The sequence below is a fragment of the Gloeocapsa sp. PCC 7428 genome, from assembly GCF_000317555.1.
Lineage (GTDB): Bacteria > Cyanobacteriota > Cyanobacteriia > Cyanobacteriales > Chroococcidiopsidaceae > Chroogloeocystis.
On sequence record NC_019745.1, the window covers coordinates 4,335,436 to 4,350,465 of the forward strand.

A 15,030-nucleotide genomic window follows, 5' to 3' on the forward strand; every position below is an offset into this window, starting at 1 on the left:
TCTCGTAAAGAGTTTTGAATTGAAGAAAGTAACTCACCCCTCCCCCTGCTTCCTCTGCCCCTCTGCTCTCAGTCACCAACCCGTGATAAGTTAAAGCGTTGGGGACTCATGATAAATCTAGTTTTATGAACGCAGCAGACGATAAAACAATTGTTAAAGATTACTTCAACTCTACAGGGTTCGATCGCTGGCGACGGATTTATGGCGATGGTGAAGTCAATAAAGTACAACTTGATATCCGTAACGGGCATCAGCAAACCGTCGAAACAGTTCTCAACTGGTTGCAAGACGATAACTTAGCGGGAATGTCGATTTGCGATGCGGGATGTGGTGTGGGAAGTCTGAGTATTCCCTTAGCGCAAGCTGGTGCTAAAGTTTTTGCGAGTGATATTTCAGAGAAAATGGTGGAGGAAGCTAAAGATCGCGCTGCGGCGGAATTAGCTAACACAGACAATCTTACGTTTGCGGTGCAAGATTTAGAACACCTCAGCGGCAAATACCACAGTGTCATTTGTTTAGATGTGCTGATTCACTATCCACAAGCGCAAGCAGTAGAAATGATTTCGCATTTGTGTTCGTTGTCTGAATCACGCTTGATTCTCAGCTTTGCGCCTAAAACTCCTGCTTTAAGTTTACTCAAAAAGATTGGCAGTTTCTTTCCTGGACCAAGTAAAGCGACTCGTGCTTATTTACACAAAGAAGCTGATGTCATAAAGATTCTCAATAGCCAAGGTTTTACAATTCAACGACAAGCAATGACACGCACTCGCTTTTACTTTTCGCGTATTCTAGAAGCCGTTCGTAGTTGATATTTGTTGACGTATGAGTGAACTATCCTGCTTGTAGTTTTCTCATATTTTCTGCGGTGATATCATCTGCGGGAAATAAGCATTCCACTCGTAATTCTTGAAGTGTAATGTCGTAAGGCGTTCCTAAAGTGGCGATCGTTGAGAAGAAATTAAATTGGCGATCGCCCTTAATAAAACTCACTGTCAGTAATGGCGCGTGCCACTCCCACTGGAGATCGCGCCATGATTGCGGCACATCAGGATAAGCCAGGAGTTCGTTAAGTAACGCGATTGATTTTTCACTTTGTCCCTCGACAATTGCCTCGCGATGCACTCTACGAATCAAATGTCCTGCAACCTCTTGCCAGTTGGCAACCACAGGGCGCAATCCCTGCGGATTGAACATCAAGCGCATTAAATTGATGCACTCAAATTGAGGTTGTAAGATTTGAGGATCAATTAAGAAATTTAACAAATTTGTGGCAGCGCGGTTACTTTGTAGTAGGTTCCAATACCGATCTATAACGACTGCTGGATATGGTTCTTGTTTGTGCAAGATAAAGTCTAAAGCTTTGCGAATTGGTTCGACTTGCGGATCTTGCAGATCGCTTTCGGAGTATACGGGTGCAAATCCGGCGGCGGTAAGCATCACATTTTGTTCTCTTAAGGGAATATCCAGCACCGTCGCTAATTCTAAAATCATCGCTCGACTGGGCTTGGCGCGTCCAGATTCTAAAAAGCTAATGTGTCGCTGCGAAACATTGCTCATGACTGCTAAATCAAGCTGACTTAAACCTCGGCGATCGCGCCACTGTCGCAAAAACTGCCCAAATGAATTGTGTCTATTTTCAATTGATTGTGGCATCGGATTGGCGTGAATTTGATTGGTAGAATCACAGATGCCCTGCGACTAAAGTTGGGGGCTATCTAGGCAAAGTGTACCTTCCTACACTAAAACAAGATTTTTGAGAGGGTAAGACATGCCTTAGCCGTAGTACACGGAGGTGGATAGGGCTTATTTAGCTAACGAATTTATTCGCGATTCTCTTCATGCAGGAGGTCTATTGTGTATAGCTGCGATTTTTGAAGTCTATCACTTTTATTACCTATGAGGTAATTGATTCTATTCAATTTAGCTTCAATAATTCAGGGTAAGCGGTTCAAAAGCGTCATATCAGCCGCTGTGTAAACCTTCTATCTTCAAAATCATGCTTAAAAAAGTTGTAGCTACCACACCATCTTTAGAAACAACCTTGAAACTTGATAGTTTTGCGTGCGTTCTTAGCGGTATCATTTTGCTACTAGCATCTGAACCGATCGCGCAACTATTAACATCTCATGCATTTGTTATGTTCGGGTTGACGTTACCTCAGCAGTTAGAAATTTTAGGAATTGGGATATTTTTGGTGGGAATTGGCGTTTACGCAGTTGCTTCGTATCGCCCGATTAATGCAATTGCTGTGTGGGCAATTATTTTAATCGAAGTTGATTGGATTATTACGAGTGTCGTTTTGTTATTTTCCTTCGATAGTGTACTGACATTAGCAGGTAAAGACTTGATTGCAGCAAGTGCGATCGCTGTTTTCACCTTCATGATTTTAGAGATTTACGGCTTGAAACAGTTGCAACAAACGCCTGTAAAATAAAGTTTGCTAATTGCTGTCACAGATTTTTCTCAGCTAAGCATAAGTTGCTGCAATATCTATCGGTACAAGTGCTGTGGTTCCCGTTGAGTAAAGCGATTGCAAATCAGTACCATCTTCAGGATAGTGCGCGAAGCCGATACTAAAGTTCAGTTCACCAGTACCATTAGCAACAACTTCTTGATACAGCGTTTCTTGCACTGCGCTTAATCTTGCTTTACCATCACTGCGACTTGTACCGTGCATTCCTACCATAAATTCTGCTCCTGCCCAGCGACAGACGATCGCTTGCTCGTGAAAGAATTGTTGCAAGAGTTGTCCAACACGCCGTAGTAGTGCATCTCCTGTCGCATAGCCATGATGAATATTAATCTGCTGCAAAGAGTCTAAACGAATGATTGCTAAGGAAAGGGGTTGATCGTCTGCTTTAGCTTGGTTGAGTAATGTCTCAAATTCTTGAATTGCTGTTTGCCGGTTAGATACACCTGTGAGTGGATCGATTTCTGCAAGATTTCGCAAAAGCTTAATACGTTCCCAACGATTGACAATCCGAGTCACCAATTCAGGACCAACAATTGGCTTACTAACAAAGTCATCCGCACCTGCACCAAATACTTGATTAACAGCATTCGTGTCATTATAAGCGGTGAGAAATACAATCGGTAAGCCATTCCACTGCGGATCGTTGCGGACAACTTGGCATAAGTCAATGCCATTAATATGCGGCATTTTGACATCTAAAATCAATAAATCGGGGAGAGTAGCTGCTAGGGTTTCCCAAAAACAACGCGGATTGGCGAGCGTTGTGACTTTCATCCCCCAAGGTTCGAGTAGACTGCGCACAGTCGCGAGAATTTGCGGATCGTCATCAACAACCATCACTTTGGCAATGCGATCGCTACTTTGTAAAATTTGAGCAAGTTTAGCAATCACTTGTGCAGGTGGAGTTGACTTATGCAAAAAATAGCGTCCTCCACTCTTAGCGACTGCGAGGCGATCGCCTAAACTATCGCGTGCGGTATAAACTAAAACCGGAACTGATGGTGTTTGCTTGTGGAGTTGAGTTATTAGTTGTAAACTTTCTTCGGTTGTTGGGGAAATCGCAATATCAAGTACGACGACTTGCGGGTTTTCGCGATAAATGGCTTCGCGCGCCGCAATGAGGTTTGTGCTAACTCGCGTGCGTATTCCTTGTTGTTGAGCGATACTGGCTAACTCTTCGGCTTGCAGGCGATCGCAATCAACAATTAACAGTAAAGGCGATGTCTCCTGTTGATGTTCTGTCGCCATAACTTGGGCTTCGGGGCGCTGAATTTCTTGGCGTAACGCTGTTACTAATTGACACAAATGCGCCGCTGCTTCGGTTGAAATTGACTGTGCTTGAAAGATGCGCTCAATTTTTTTGGCGATGCGCGAACCTTCACCTAAGCCAAATGTGCCTAAAGAACCAGCTAAAGTATGCGCTTCGTATTCGGCTGTTGTGCGTAGTTCGTCACTAAGTTGTTCTTGTAACAATGCAACAGTTGCGCGTTCGAGTAAGGCTACCTGCTGACTGACACGTTCTTCAAATTGACGCCATACACCAGCGATCGCGAATAAAGTTTGTTGTTGCGTTTGTTTGCCAATTTCTACAGATGGTACAGATATGGTTTCGAGTGGTTTTAAGCGATAGCCAATGCCGTAAACTGTTTCGATGAGGTCAATGGCTCCTACAGCTTTCAATTTCTGTCGCAATCCTTTAATTTGCGTTCTTACCGCTTCTTCGCCTGGAATTTTATCAAATGACCAGAGGTGTTCTAAGATGGCGTTGCAGCTATATACGCGGCGATTGTTGCGTAAAAATAGTTCTAAAAGCGCGTACTCTTTGGGTGTGAGATGAATCGGTTGTTGGTCGTATGTTACCTCACAGCTACTCGGATCGAGGTGGAGTTTTCCCCACTCTAAGACTGGGGCTGAGGTGAGATCGCCACGCCGCAACAGCGCACGAACCCGCGCTACCAATTCTTCGCGATCGAATGGTTTAACTAAATAATCGTCTGCGCCTGCATCTAAACCAACGACGCGATCGTGACTGCTATCTTGTCCGGTAATTAACAATATCGGCATCTGGTAGCCGCGCGATCGCAACCGCCGACAAAGACTAATACCGTCTAATTTCGGCAACTTGACATCGAGCAAAATCAGATCGTAGGCAAATACTTGTACTAACTCCCAAGCTGCTTCACCGTCGTTCGCTGTTTCGACTGCATAGTGCTGCTGTGCCAAAACTAAGCGCAGCGCTTCAGTTATAAATTCGTCATCCTCTACTATTAAAATCTTCATAGTGGATGGCTCACGCCTATTGTCTCTCCACACTTATACTAGCCATTAAGCAGTCATTGGTAACTGGTCATTGGTCATTGGGAAAATATCTATTACCAATGAACGATTACTGATTACCCATTTTCAAAAGGCGTAATTTCTCATTACTTCTACTTTTTGATCGCATAATGCAAAGTTTCTAATAAATCTTTTGCTGTGCAAGGCTTGGGTAGAAAAGCTTGTACGCCTAAACCAGTTTTTGCCGCTATTTTTTCATTAGAACTCAGTCCACTTATGGCAATAATTTTTACTACAGGATTCATCTTTTGTAACGTCACAATTGTAAGCGTACCATCCATAGAAGGCATCATCATATCAAGTAAAACCACTGCAATTTCATCTTGATACTTAGCATAAATTGTCAAGGCTTTAGCGCCATCACTTGCAGTTATAACGCGATAGTTATACGCTTCTAAAGAGAGCTTCGTTGCTTCACGAATACTTGTTTCATCATCAACAACTAAAATTAATTCACCATTTCCTAATAGAAGTTCGCTATCTTTGGTTGGTTGTGGTTCGGTTGCTTTGCTTGCAGGTAAGTATATGCTAAATTTTGTCCCTTTGCTAACTTCACTGTAGACATTCACAAACCCACCATGATTTTTTACAATTCCTAGTGCTGTAGCTAATCCTAATCCAGTACCTTTTCCGACTTCTTTAGTTGTAAAAAATGGTTCAAAAATTCGCTCGATGATTTCCGGTGGAATGCCAATACCCGTATCAGTGACAGCGATCGCGACATAACATCCCACCGCTGCCTCGACATTCATCTGAGCATAGTGGTCATCAATTATAGTATTTTCTGCTTGAATACTTAAAGTGCCACCCTTGGGCATCGCATCGCGCGCATTAACTACTAAGTTCATCAATACTTGATGTAGTTGTGTCGCATCACCGAAAATTGTCCATAAATGAGGAGAAATATCGGTGACAACTTCAATTGATTTCGGAAAGGTTTCTTTAATGAGATGGACAATTTCTGAGATTAAGTGTTTGACTTGTAAAGTAACGCGATCGCCTTCAAAACCACGTGCAAAAGACAAAACTTGTTTAACTAATGCCGCACCGCGTTTGACATTGCTTTCTAATGAGTTGAGTAAATGTTGACTTTGGGTATCGCTAAACTTCATTTGTAATAGTTGTACTGACATTAAAATCGGTGTCAATACATTATTAAGATCGTGGGCAATTCCACCGGCTAGCGTACCAATACTTTCCATACGTTGTACGCGTAATAATTGTGCTTCGAGCCTTTTTTTCTCGGTGATGCCCGTGTTAACAACTAAGATTGATTTAGGATTTCCTTGCGCGTCGCGGACTAATGTCCAGCGACTGGCTACAATAATTTGTTTGCCATTTTTATCGACTTGACGCAACTCGCCTTGCCATTCGCCATCTGTGTTGAGCTTTTCTTGCGGAACGACAATTTCTAATGGTGGTTCGCCGTGTAAAAGTTCATCAGCATTTTTCCCCAAAGCTTCGCGCGCTTGCCAACCATACAAACGTTCTGCGCCTTTATTCCAAAAAGAAATTCGGTTTTCTAAGTCTTGAACAAAAATCGCATCGGTCGCAATATCAAGTAACGCTGCTTGTTCGCGAATTGTTTGTTCGGCGGCGTAGCGATCGCTAATATCGGCAATCACTGCCATAATGCCATTAATCTGATTGCTAGCATCGCGCAACGGTGCGGTAGAAAGCGAAATCGCGATCGCTTGACCATCTTGTTTATAACTACTCAGTTCAATACCACTCATTGCTTCACCTTGTAAGATGCGATCGCCAAGTTGACGATCGAGGTGCTGACTATCGAAAATGGGCAAACACTGATTCACTATCTCGCGACGACTCCAGCCCATAATTCTTTCAGCCGCTGGATTCCACAAACTCACTTTTCCACTAGGTGTGAGCGCTACAATTCCGAGGGGTGATGATTGAATCAGCGTTTCGAGTGTTTGGTTCGCTTTTCTCAGTGACTCTTCTGCGTGTTGGCGTTGCTGGATGTAGCGGTGAATCAAGTAATACAACAGCACCAATAATCCGACATTGAGGAGGGTTGCTACTGAGGATGTCACGATTTCATTGCGAAAGCCATTTTGCGACTGTTGCGCGCGTAATTGTAGCCTGAGGCGCTCGCTTTTTTCCATTTCGCCGACAATTTGGCGAATATCTTCCATTAATTGCTTACCACGACCCGATAATACAATAGCTCTTGCTGTATCAAATTGATTTTTCTGCTCTAAGTCGATTGTGCGTTCTAGTTCGGCAAATTTCGCACTCATGGCTTGTTCGAGTCGGGCGATTTGTTGCTGTTGCTTGGGGGAATCTGTGGTAAGTTGCTTGAGTTTGGCAAGTTGTTCCTGTGTTTGTGTCCTTGCTAATACATACGGTGCTAAGTATTGCGTATCGCTTGTGAGTAAGTAGCCGCGTTGTCCGGTTTCTGCATCTTTGAGTTTTGAAAGTGTTGTTTCTAGTTCGGCGATGACTTGATGGCTATGCGCGATCGCTTGTTCGTTCGTAATTAGTTTCTGCGTACTGCGATACGAAATCGCCGCATTGCCCAACGCAAACGCTAAAACGACAAAAAATCCTGCGGTTAGTCTTTTCGGAACGGAGCGTAGCATCAGCGCGATCGCCCCCTCTACCACATTTGGCGAACTAAAGCTATCTCGTACACTGTATCAATTGTGTATTTTGTTTTCCTGTCGGTTGACAGTTGCATAAATACCTGCTGAGTTACTCGGTCTAACTTTTCGACAAAATCTAGTAATCGAGCGGCAATTTAGGACATTATAGAAGCTCAGAGAAATTACCCTAATTAGCTTTTAACCCTGACCTGTACTCTATTACTGATTTCGGCTTAACTTCAATTTGACTGCCAATTATTTTGATTTTATCTTGCGGGTGAGTATTTTTGCGTTAAACTTTCCAAACACTAATATGAGTATTCACAATTGCTTGGCTAATCAAACAAAAAATATCTCTGTGCTATTCACAACACATCTTCAAGCATCGCGATCGCTACAGTAGTCATGTAAGAAAAAAGGCTGTTTCTATGAAAATCCTTGTCCTTAACGCAGGATCGAGTAGCCAAAAAAGTTGTTTATACGAACTGAGCGATCCTTTACCCGACTCGCCCCCGCATCCCCTATGGGAAGCGAAAGTAGACTGGGGTCAGCATCCTGGAGTAGCCACAATTAAAATTAAAGCTCAAGATAGAGTTTTAGAAACCGAACTCGAAACCGATTCGCGCCCCGAAGTGTTTTCCTACTTATTCGATACCTTAGTTAAGGGTAAAACGCAGGTTATTGACGATCTCAGTGAAATTGATATTGCAGGTCATCGCGTTGTCCATGGCGGTCAAGATTACCGCGAAGCAACTCTAATTACTCCTGAAGTCAAAGATACTATTTTACTTTTATCTGATTTTGCGCCTTTGCACAATCCTGCGAACCTTGAAGGCATTGAAGCGATTGAACAACTGCTACCATCTTTACCGCAAGTTGCCGTGTTTGATACTGCATTTCATAGTCAGATACCATTAAGTGCAGCAGTGTATCCAGGACCTTACGAATGGTTTGAGCAGGGTATTCGCCGCTATGGTTTTCATGGTATTAGTCACCAATATTGCGCGCATCGGGCTGCAACGCTGCTAAAGCGCGATTTACAGTCTTTACGGTTGATTGTTTGTCATTTGGGAAATGGTTGCTCATTATCCGCCATCTGTGACGGGGTAAGCATTGATACAACAATGGGCTTTACTCCCCTTGAAGGGTTGATGATGGGAAGTCGCTGTGGCTCAATTGACCCTGGTATTTTAATTTACCTTTTGCGCGATCGCCAACTTGATGCGGATAAGCTCGATGAAATCCTCAATTATGCTTCTGGCTTAAAGGGAATTTCTGGAATTTCCCAAGATATGCGTCAAATCCAAAGTGCGATCGCATCTAGTAACTCGCGCGCCCAACTTGCTTTCGATATGTATGTGCATTCGTTACGCAAACACATCGGTGCCATGCTAGCAACTCTAGGCGGTTTAGATGCATTAGTCTTCACAGGTGGTGTCGGTGAAAATCAAGCCCAATTGCGCGCTTTGGCGTGTGAATCGTTTGCTTTTTTAGGGTTAAAGCTCGATTTAGACAAAAATGCCGATTCTCCAGGCGATACCGATATTGCTACAGATGATTCTACAGTGCGCGTTTTAATTATCAACACCCAAGAAGATTGGGCGATCGCCACCGAATGCTGGAAGTTAACTCAAAGTAGTAAATAAAAGTTTTCGTCTATATAGCTGCGGTTTCTAACCGCTTGACACCAAAGAAAAAAATGGTTAATCTACAAGTTAACGTTAACGTCAATCTGGTGCATCAGTAAACAAAGTGATTGAAAAAATGCGAATTGGAGAGCTAGCGCAAAAAGCTGGCGTGACTCCAAGAACTATTCGCTACTATGAAAACTTAGGATTATTACACCCAAGTGAACGGGAGGGAAGTGGCTTTCGCTATTACACGGAAGCTGAGTTACTGCGACTACAAAAAATTGATTGTCTCAAATCACTTGGACTTACTCTCGAAGAAATTGCTAGCGTGATTGACTTGTACTTTGAAGATCCAACCGAACTCAAAGCCAAGCAAAAGGTGTTAACAATCTTGCAGGCGCATCTCCAAGAAACTGACGACAAATTGAGCGCACTCGCGCAGTTTCGTTCAGAGTTGCTTTTCAATATTACGAAAATTCAAAAATGTATTGAGCAAATCAATAGCCAGTAATTTTTTTTGATTTGTATTGACGTTAACGTCAAGGTTAAGAACAGGTAAAGTGCAATGAAGGTATACGAAATTCAACAATTTGGCATCGATGCGCTAACATTAACCGAACGCCCCGATCCGCAACTGAGTTACGGACAAGTACTTGTGAAAATGCGCGCGGCTTCGTTGAATTACCGCGATTTGATGGTCGTCAAAGGTTTATACGATCCAAAGCTAGCTTTACCGAGAATTCCTTTTTCTGATGGTGTAGGCGCAGTTGTCGCGGTAGGTGAAGGCGTAACGCGCGTGAAAGTCGGCGATCGCGTTGCGGGACTTTTCTTTCAAAAGTGGATAGGCGGCGAACTGACACAAGAAATTGCGCAATCAGCTTTAGGCGGTGCAATTGACGGGATTTTAGCTGAGTACGCCGTACTGCATGAAGATGGTATTGTTCGCGTACCCGAACATCTCACCGATGAAGAAGCTGCAAGTTTACCTTGTGCGGCTGTCACTGCATGGAATGCGCTATTTCACGCGGGTAATTTAAAAGCCGGTGATACCGTATTGGTGCAAGGAACTGGCGGAGTTTCGATATTTGCGTTGCAATTCGCTGTCCTTGCGGGTGCAAAGGCGATCGCGACATCAAGTAGCAATGAGAAACTAGAACGCGTCCGCAAAATGGGCGCAGCAGAAACAATTAACTATAAACAAATCCCTGAATGGGGACAACGAGTGCGCGAACTCACCGATGGTAAAGGCGTTGATTATGTCGTTGAAGTCGGCGGCGCGGGAACGTTATCCGAATCGCTACGCGCGGTACGTCACGGCGGACAAATTAGTTTAATTGGGGTTTTAAGCGGTGGTAAAGGCGAAGTTGCAACCGCAGCCATTTTGATGAAAAACGTCCGCGTACAGGGAATTTATGTTGGTTCGCGCGAGATGTTCGCGGCGATGAATTCGGCGATCGCCTTGCACAAATTACGCCCTGTCGTCGATCGCGTGTATCCTTTCCACGAAGTACCAGAAGCGCTGAAATACATGGAAAGTGGTTCGCACTTCGGTAAAATTTGCATTCGCTTTTAATTATCAAAGAAAAACCATGCCACATTTATTCGATACTTATCAACTCAAAGACATCAGATTACGCAACCGTATTGGTGTTTCGCCAATGTGTCAGTATACTTCTGATGACGGTGTAGCAACCGATTGGCATTTAGTTCACCTAGGTTCGCGTGCGGTAGGTGGTGCAGGATTAATTATTGCCGAAGCTACCGCAGTCGAAGCGCGGGGACGCATTTCCCCTAATGATGCGGGAATTTGGGCAGACAAGCACATCGAACCGCTACAACGCATCAACCAATTTATCAAAGCGCACGGTGCAGTACCAGGAATTCAAATAGCCCACGCTGGTAGAAAAGCAAGTTCCGCACGTCCTTGGGAAGGCGATCGTTCGCTCAAAGATGAAGAAGGAGGTTGGGAAACTATTGCACCCAGTCCTCTAGCTTTTGGTAACAAACTGTGGCGAGTTCCAAAAGAAATGACGAAAGAAGATATTCAAGAAGTACAAAATGCGTTTCGCGCTGCTGCATTGCGTGCTTTAGAAGCAGGTTACGAGTGGTTGGAGTTACATTTTGCTCACGGTTATTTAGCCCACAGCTTTTACTCACCCCTGGCAAATCAACGTACTGATGAGTATGGCGGTAGTTTCGTCAACCGTATTCGTTTTGTAATAGAAACAACGCAAGCTGTCCGCGAAGTTTGGTCAGAACGTTTACCATTAACCGCACGGTTATCCTGTTCCGATTGGGTAGAAGGCGGTTGGACAATCGAAGACTCGGTGGAACTTGCTAAAAAACTAAAAATCGAAGGTGTAGATTTGATCGACTGTAGTTCGGGTTTTAATTCTCCCGATTACAAAAACTATCCTTTCGGTGCGGGTTGGCAAGTGCCTTTTGCCCAGAAGATTCGCCACGAAGCTGAAATCGCGACAGCGGCGGTAGGTTCAATTACTAACCCGATGCAAGCTGATGAAATTATCCGTAATGGACGTGCAGATATTGTTCTCATTGGGCGCGAAATGTTACGCGATCCTTACTGGGCTTATCGTGCGGCGCAAGAATTACATCAAGAGGAAAAACTAAATTTACCAATTCAATACGCGAGTGGGCTGTAGAGATATATCGCGTTAGGTCGTTCGACTGATTGTGCTGAGCATCTAACCACTGCGCTCGTAACCGAACAGGAGGAATCATGCCAACAGTAAATCATCGCTTTATTGATACCAATGGCATCAGAATGCATATTGCGGAGCAAGGTCGAGGAGAACTTGTTATCTTGTGTCATGGCTTTCCAGAATGCTGGTACTCCTGGCGACATCAACTTGCAGCGATCGCGGATGCTGGATTCCACGTAGTAGCACCCGATCAGCGTGGCTATGGGCAAACTGATCAGCCAGAGTCGATTGAAGCATACAACATTCTTCAGTTAACAAGTGATATTGTTGGGCTGGTTCATGCCCTTGATTGCGAACAAGCAATCATTATTGGGCACGATCAGGGCGCGACTGTTGCTTGGCATTGTGCTTTATTACGTCCAGATCTATTCAAGGCGATCGCTTTGCTAAGCGTTCCTTATCGCGCTAGATCCTGGGAAAGTAGACCACCAACGGAAATGCTGAAACGCATGGCTAGTGAGCAACAGTCCTACATGCTGTATTTTCAGGAACAAGGGTTAATAGAGGCGGAACTGGAAGCCGACGTTCGTAAATCTCTCAGCATGATCCTCTATTCCGCATCAGGTGATGCACCACCCGAAAAAAGGTGGCGGTTTCTGTTCGACAAATCGGAAAAATTTATAGATACTGTTACTCAGCCAGAGCAACTTCCGAGTTGGTTGACTGAGCAAGACCTTGATTTCCTGACACGTGAGTTCGAGCGAACAGGATTTCGAGGAGGGTTGGCTCGGTATCGAAACCTGGACAGAGATTGGGAACTCACGCGCTTTTTGAGTGGTGCGAAGATCCAACAACCCGCTTTGTTTATTGGGGGAGAGTTTGATGCGATCGTTACGAGAAATCAAGATCTCTTCAACAATCTAGAAAAAACAATGCCGAACTTGAGAAAAAAGGTATTGTTGCCAAACACCGGACATTGGATTCAGCAGGAACGCCCTACTGAAGTCAATCAATTGCTCATCGAGTTTTTGGCAAACGCAGTGTAACAGAGCCTTCAGATGGAATATAGCTTAGTGCTCGAAAAAATTCCAACTACACAAACCACACCTACGAAAGCGATTAGCACTCTTCAATTGGCAATTAGCTAAGAGCTAACCGCTAACAGCTAGTAGCTTTAGTGAAGCCGTGACTTCAGTTGCTTGGCGCTTTGCATAACACATAACTAGGAGATACCAATGATTGACCTTTATTACTGGACAACGCCCAACGGTCACAAAATCACAATGTTTCTAGAGGAAGCTGAACTTCCTTACACGCTCATTCCTGTCAATATTGGTACGGGAGATCAGTTTAAACCCGATTTTCTTAAAATTGCCCCAAATAATCGCATTCCTGCAATTGTCGATCGCGCCCCAGCAGATGGCGGCGAACCCATTTCAGTGTTTGAATCAGGAGCAATTTTGCTGTATTTAGCCGAAAAAACGGGAAAACTGATTGCAACAGATATCCGCCAACGTGCTGAAGTTTTGCAATGGTTATTTTGGCAAATGGGCGGTTTAGGACCAATGGCAGGGCAAAATCATCATTTTAGTCAGTATGCACCTGAAAAAATTCCTTATGCAATAGACCGCTACGTTAATGAAACAGGGCGCTTGTATGCAGTCATGAATAAACGGTTAAGCGATCGCACTTTTCTGGCAGGTAATAACTACTCAATCGCAGATATTGCTGCTTATCCGTGGATTGTACCGTATGAACGCCAAGGACAAAAGCTAGAGAATTTCCCTCATTTGCAGCGCTGGTTTGAAGCGATTAAAGCACGTCCGGCAACAATTCGTGCTTACGAGAAAGCAGAAGCATTTAAAGATCAAGCACTCGATATCGAGAAGTCACGAAACTTGTTGTTTAACCAATCAGCAAACACAATTCAGCAAAAAAGCTAAGTAGGTTAGGTAATGAGTAATGGGTAATGGGTGGTGGAAATGTTTTCTATATGACCAATTACCAGTTACCAAGCTTTAATCTACGTTCGTTTTCATCCACTTAACTGATGCCAAAACTTCAGGCTAACGGAATTGAATTATTCTACGACATTCAAGGCAAAGGCGAGCCGTTATTATTAATTCCTGGTTTCGCCTGCGACTCTGCCCACTGGGATTTATTAATGCCGTCACTCGTTGCGCAGTATCAAGTTATTCGTTTCGATAATCGTGGCATTGGACAAAGTTCTGTGCCTGATAGTCCTTACAGTATCAAACAAATGGCAGAGGATGCGGCAACACTACTAGAATACATCGGCGTGAGTAAAGTTCATGTTGCGGGTCATTCGATGGGAGGTCAAATTGCCCAAGAGTTAGTATTAGCACATCCAGAAAAGGTTTATAGCCTGATGCTACTGGCAACTTTTGCGTTATGCGATCGCCGATTCTGTAGCATTATCGAAACGCTTGGCGATCTTCCACGTATTTTAGATCCCGAAGCTTACTTTTATGTAGTGTTACCTTGGGCGGTGAGTGAGGATTTTTACGCCACTCCTGGCGCTATCGAAGAAGCACTCAAATTCCAATTAGAGTATCCTTTCCCGCCGACTCCCCACGGGTTGTATCATCAAAGTCGAGCGATTATTAACAGCGATACTTTAGACCGTTTACCGCAAATTACTTGCCCTACGCTAGTTTTGGTAAGCCAGCAAGATATTCTCACGCCGATCAAGTTTTCCAAACAACTTGCGCAAGGTATTCCCAATGCTGAACTTGTGATTCTGGAGCGTGGCGGTCATGATTTCTTAATTGATGCGCCCGATGCGGTGTCTACGGCAATACTGAACTTTTTAGCAAAGAATAGATAAACAAATCAACAAAATATCTAATTATCCGACGGTGTAATTAAATTTAGCGCGTGATGGATGGTTTCTACTTTATTTACTCGTTGCTCTAATTCTTCCGGTTCATAACGCCCTTCTTCCACCTCTAATGAAGCCTCGTCAATTGCATTTAAATAAGCCTCCTCCAAGGTTTCAAGTAACTCCTCTGGTGCTAGATAGTAACCTCCTGCTTTACGACGCTTGTTTTCTCGCTGAATTTCTCGCACAGAATTACGAATGAAAACTTCCCAAGAACGAGTTGTTCGATTCTCTGCTTGCTGTTTGATGAGGTGTAGCAACAAAATTACTGCGTACACCCCATTTCTTCAAGTTCTTCAACGATCGCTAATGCACTAGGAATGTCATCCTTAAGCAGCATTTCTTTAAGAGTCAGCAGTTCTTCCATAGCTTTAATTTTATTTTGAACCAACATGAATTGTAGATGCCCTACGACTAA

12 protein-coding genes and 1 pseudogene are annotated in these 15,030 nt (G+C 43.9%); 9 read left to right on the forward strand and 4 right to left on the reverse strand.

The window, feature by feature from the left end; genetic code table 11:
- The first annotated feature begins 125 nt into the window (after positions 1-125).
- Positions 126-809, forward strand: coding sequence for a magnesium protoporphyrin IX methyltransferase (gene bchM, locus GLO7428_RS19115; RefSeq protein ID WP_015190223.1), 684 nt, complete (start codon positions 126-128; stop codon positions 807-809).
- Positions 810-831: 22 nt separating this feature from the next.
- Here the strand turns inward: bchM and GLO7428_RS19120 are convergent, their stop codons facing one another.
- Positions 832-1,653, reverse strand: coding sequence for a helix-turn-helix domain-containing protein (locus tag GLO7428_RS19120; protein WP_015190224.1), 822 nt, complete (start codon positions 1,651-1,653; stop codon positions 832-834).
- A 343-nt stretch (positions 1,654-1,996) separates the two neighbouring features.
- Between GLO7428_RS19120 and GLO7428_RS19125 the strand changes: the two genes are divergently transcribed.
- Complete coding sequence (locus tag GLO7428_RS19125; RefSeq protein WP_015190225.1) at positions 1,997-2,434, forward strand: hypothetical protein; 438 nt, start codon at positions 1,997-1,999, stop codon at positions 2,432-2,434.
- A gap of 33 nt (positions 2,435-2,467) precedes the next feature.
- Here the strand turns inward: GLO7428_RS19125 and GLO7428_RS19130 are convergent, their stop codons facing one another.
- On the reverse strand, positions 2,468-4,753 hold the full coding sequence (locus GLO7428_RS19130; RefSeq protein ID WP_015190226.1) for a response regulator: 2,286 nt from the start codon (positions 4,751-4,753) through the stop codon (positions 2,468-2,470).
- 149 nt (positions 4,754-4,902) lie between these two features.
- A complete protein-coding gene (locus tag GLO7428_RS19135) occupies positions 4,903-7,413 on the reverse strand; it encodes a CHASE3 domain-containing protein (RefSeq protein WP_015190227.1) in 2,511 nt (836 codons plus the stop codon).
- A 431-nt stretch (positions 7,414-7,844) separates the two neighbouring features.
- Here GLO7428_RS19135 and GLO7428_RS19140 point away from each other — a divergent pair, with 431 nt between their 5' ends.
- From GLO7428_RS19140 to GLO7428_RS19170, 7 genes are all read left to right on the forward strand, one after another.
- Positions 7,845-9,062, forward strand: coding sequence for an acetate/propionate family kinase (locus GLO7428_RS19140; protein ID WP_015190228.1), 1,218 nt, complete (start codon positions 7,845-7,847; stop codon positions 9,060-9,062).
- Between the two features lie 118 nt (positions 9,063-9,180).
- Entirely contained in the window at positions 9,181-9,558 is a 378-nt protein-coding gene (locus GLO7428_RS29520) for a MerR family transcriptional regulator (protein ID WP_015190229.1), read from the forward strand.
- 54 nt (positions 9,559-9,612) lie between these two features.
- Positions 9,613-10,620, forward strand: a complete 1,008-nt coding sequence (locus GLO7428_RS19150; RefSeq protein WP_015190230.1) for an NAD(P)-dependent alcohol dehydrogenase — start codon at positions 9,613-9,615, stop codon at positions 10,618-10,620.
- Between the two features lie 16 nt (positions 10,621-10,636).
- Positions 10,637-11,710: an NADH:flavin oxidoreductase/NADH oxidase gene (locus tag GLO7428_RS19155; RefSeq protein ID WP_015190231.1), complete on the forward strand. Its 1,074-nt coding sequence runs from the start codon at positions 10,637-10,639 to the stop codon at positions 11,708-11,710.
- Positions 11,711-11,787: 77 nt separating this feature from the next.
- On the forward strand, positions 11,788-12,756 hold the full coding sequence (locus GLO7428_RS19160) for an alpha/beta fold hydrolase (protein WP_015190232.1): 969 nt from the start codon (positions 11,788-11,790) through the stop codon (positions 12,754-12,756).
- Positions 12,757-12,945: 189 nt separating this feature from the next.
- A complete protein-coding gene (locus GLO7428_RS19165) occupies positions 12,946-13,653 on the forward strand; it encodes a glutathione binding-like protein (RefSeq protein WP_015190233.1) in 708 nt (235 codons plus the stop codon).
- 107 nt (positions 13,654-13,760) lie between these two features.
- Positions 13,761-14,558 (forward strand): alpha/beta fold hydrolase, encoded by a 798-nt coding sequence (locus tag GLO7428_RS19170; protein ID WP_015190234.1) that lies wholly within the window; start codon positions 13,761-13,763, stop codon positions 14,556-14,558.
- A 17-nt stretch (positions 14,559-14,575) separates the two neighbouring features.
- Here the strand turns inward: GLO7428_RS19170 and GLO7428_RS19175 are convergent.
- A pseudogene (locus GLO7428_RS19175) lies at positions 14,576-14,979 on the reverse strand (hypothetical protein).
- Positions 14,980-15,030: the final 51 nt, after the last annotated feature.

Excerpts from the sequence above, each read along its gene's own strand:
- bchM (WP_015190223.1), top strand. The coding sequence starts at position 126 with ATGAACGCAGCAGACGATAAAACAATTGTTAAAGATTACTTCAACTCT.
- GLO7428_RS19120 (WP_015190224.1), bottom strand. The coding sequence starts at position 1,653 with ATGCCACAATCAATTGAAAATAGACACAATTCATTTGGGCAGTTTTTG.
- GLO7428_RS19125 (WP_015190225.1), top strand. The coding sequence starts at position 1,997 with ATGCTTAAAAAAGTTGTAGCTACCACACCATCTTTAGAAACAACCTTG.
- GLO7428_RS19130 (WP_015190226.1), bottom strand. The coding sequence starts at position 4,753 with ATGAAGATTTTAATAGTAGAGGATGACGAATTTATAACTGAAGCGCTG.
- GLO7428_RS19135 (WP_015190227.1), bottom strand. The coding sequence starts at position 7,413 with ATGCTACGCTCCGTTCCGAAAAGACTAACCGCAGGATTTTTTGTCGTT.
- GLO7428_RS19140 (WP_015190228.1), top strand. The coding sequence starts at position 7,845 with ATGAAAATCCTTGTCCTTAACGCAGGATCGAGTAGCCAAAAAAGTTGT.
- GLO7428_RS29520 (WP_015190229.1), top strand. The coding sequence starts at position 9,181 with ATGCGAATTGGAGAGCTAGCGCAAAAAGCTGGCGTGACTCCAAGAACT.
- GLO7428_RS19150 (WP_015190230.1), top strand. The coding sequence starts at position 9,613 with ATGAAGGTATACGAAATTCAACAATTTGGCATCGATGCGCTAACATTA.
- GLO7428_RS19155 (WP_015190231.1), top strand. The coding sequence starts at position 10,637 with ATGCCACATTTATTCGATACTTATCAACTCAAAGACATCAGATTACGC.
- GLO7428_RS19160 (WP_015190232.1), top strand. The coding sequence starts at position 11,788 with ATGCCAACAGTAAATCATCGCTTTATTGATACCAATGGCATCAGAATG.
- GLO7428_RS19165 (WP_015190233.1), top strand. The coding sequence starts at position 12,946 with ATGATTGACCTTTATTACTGGACAACGCCCAACGGTCACAAAATCACA.
- GLO7428_RS19170 (WP_015190234.1), top strand. The coding sequence starts at position 13,761 with ATGCCAAAACTTCAGGCTAACGGAATTGAATTATTCTACGACATTCAA.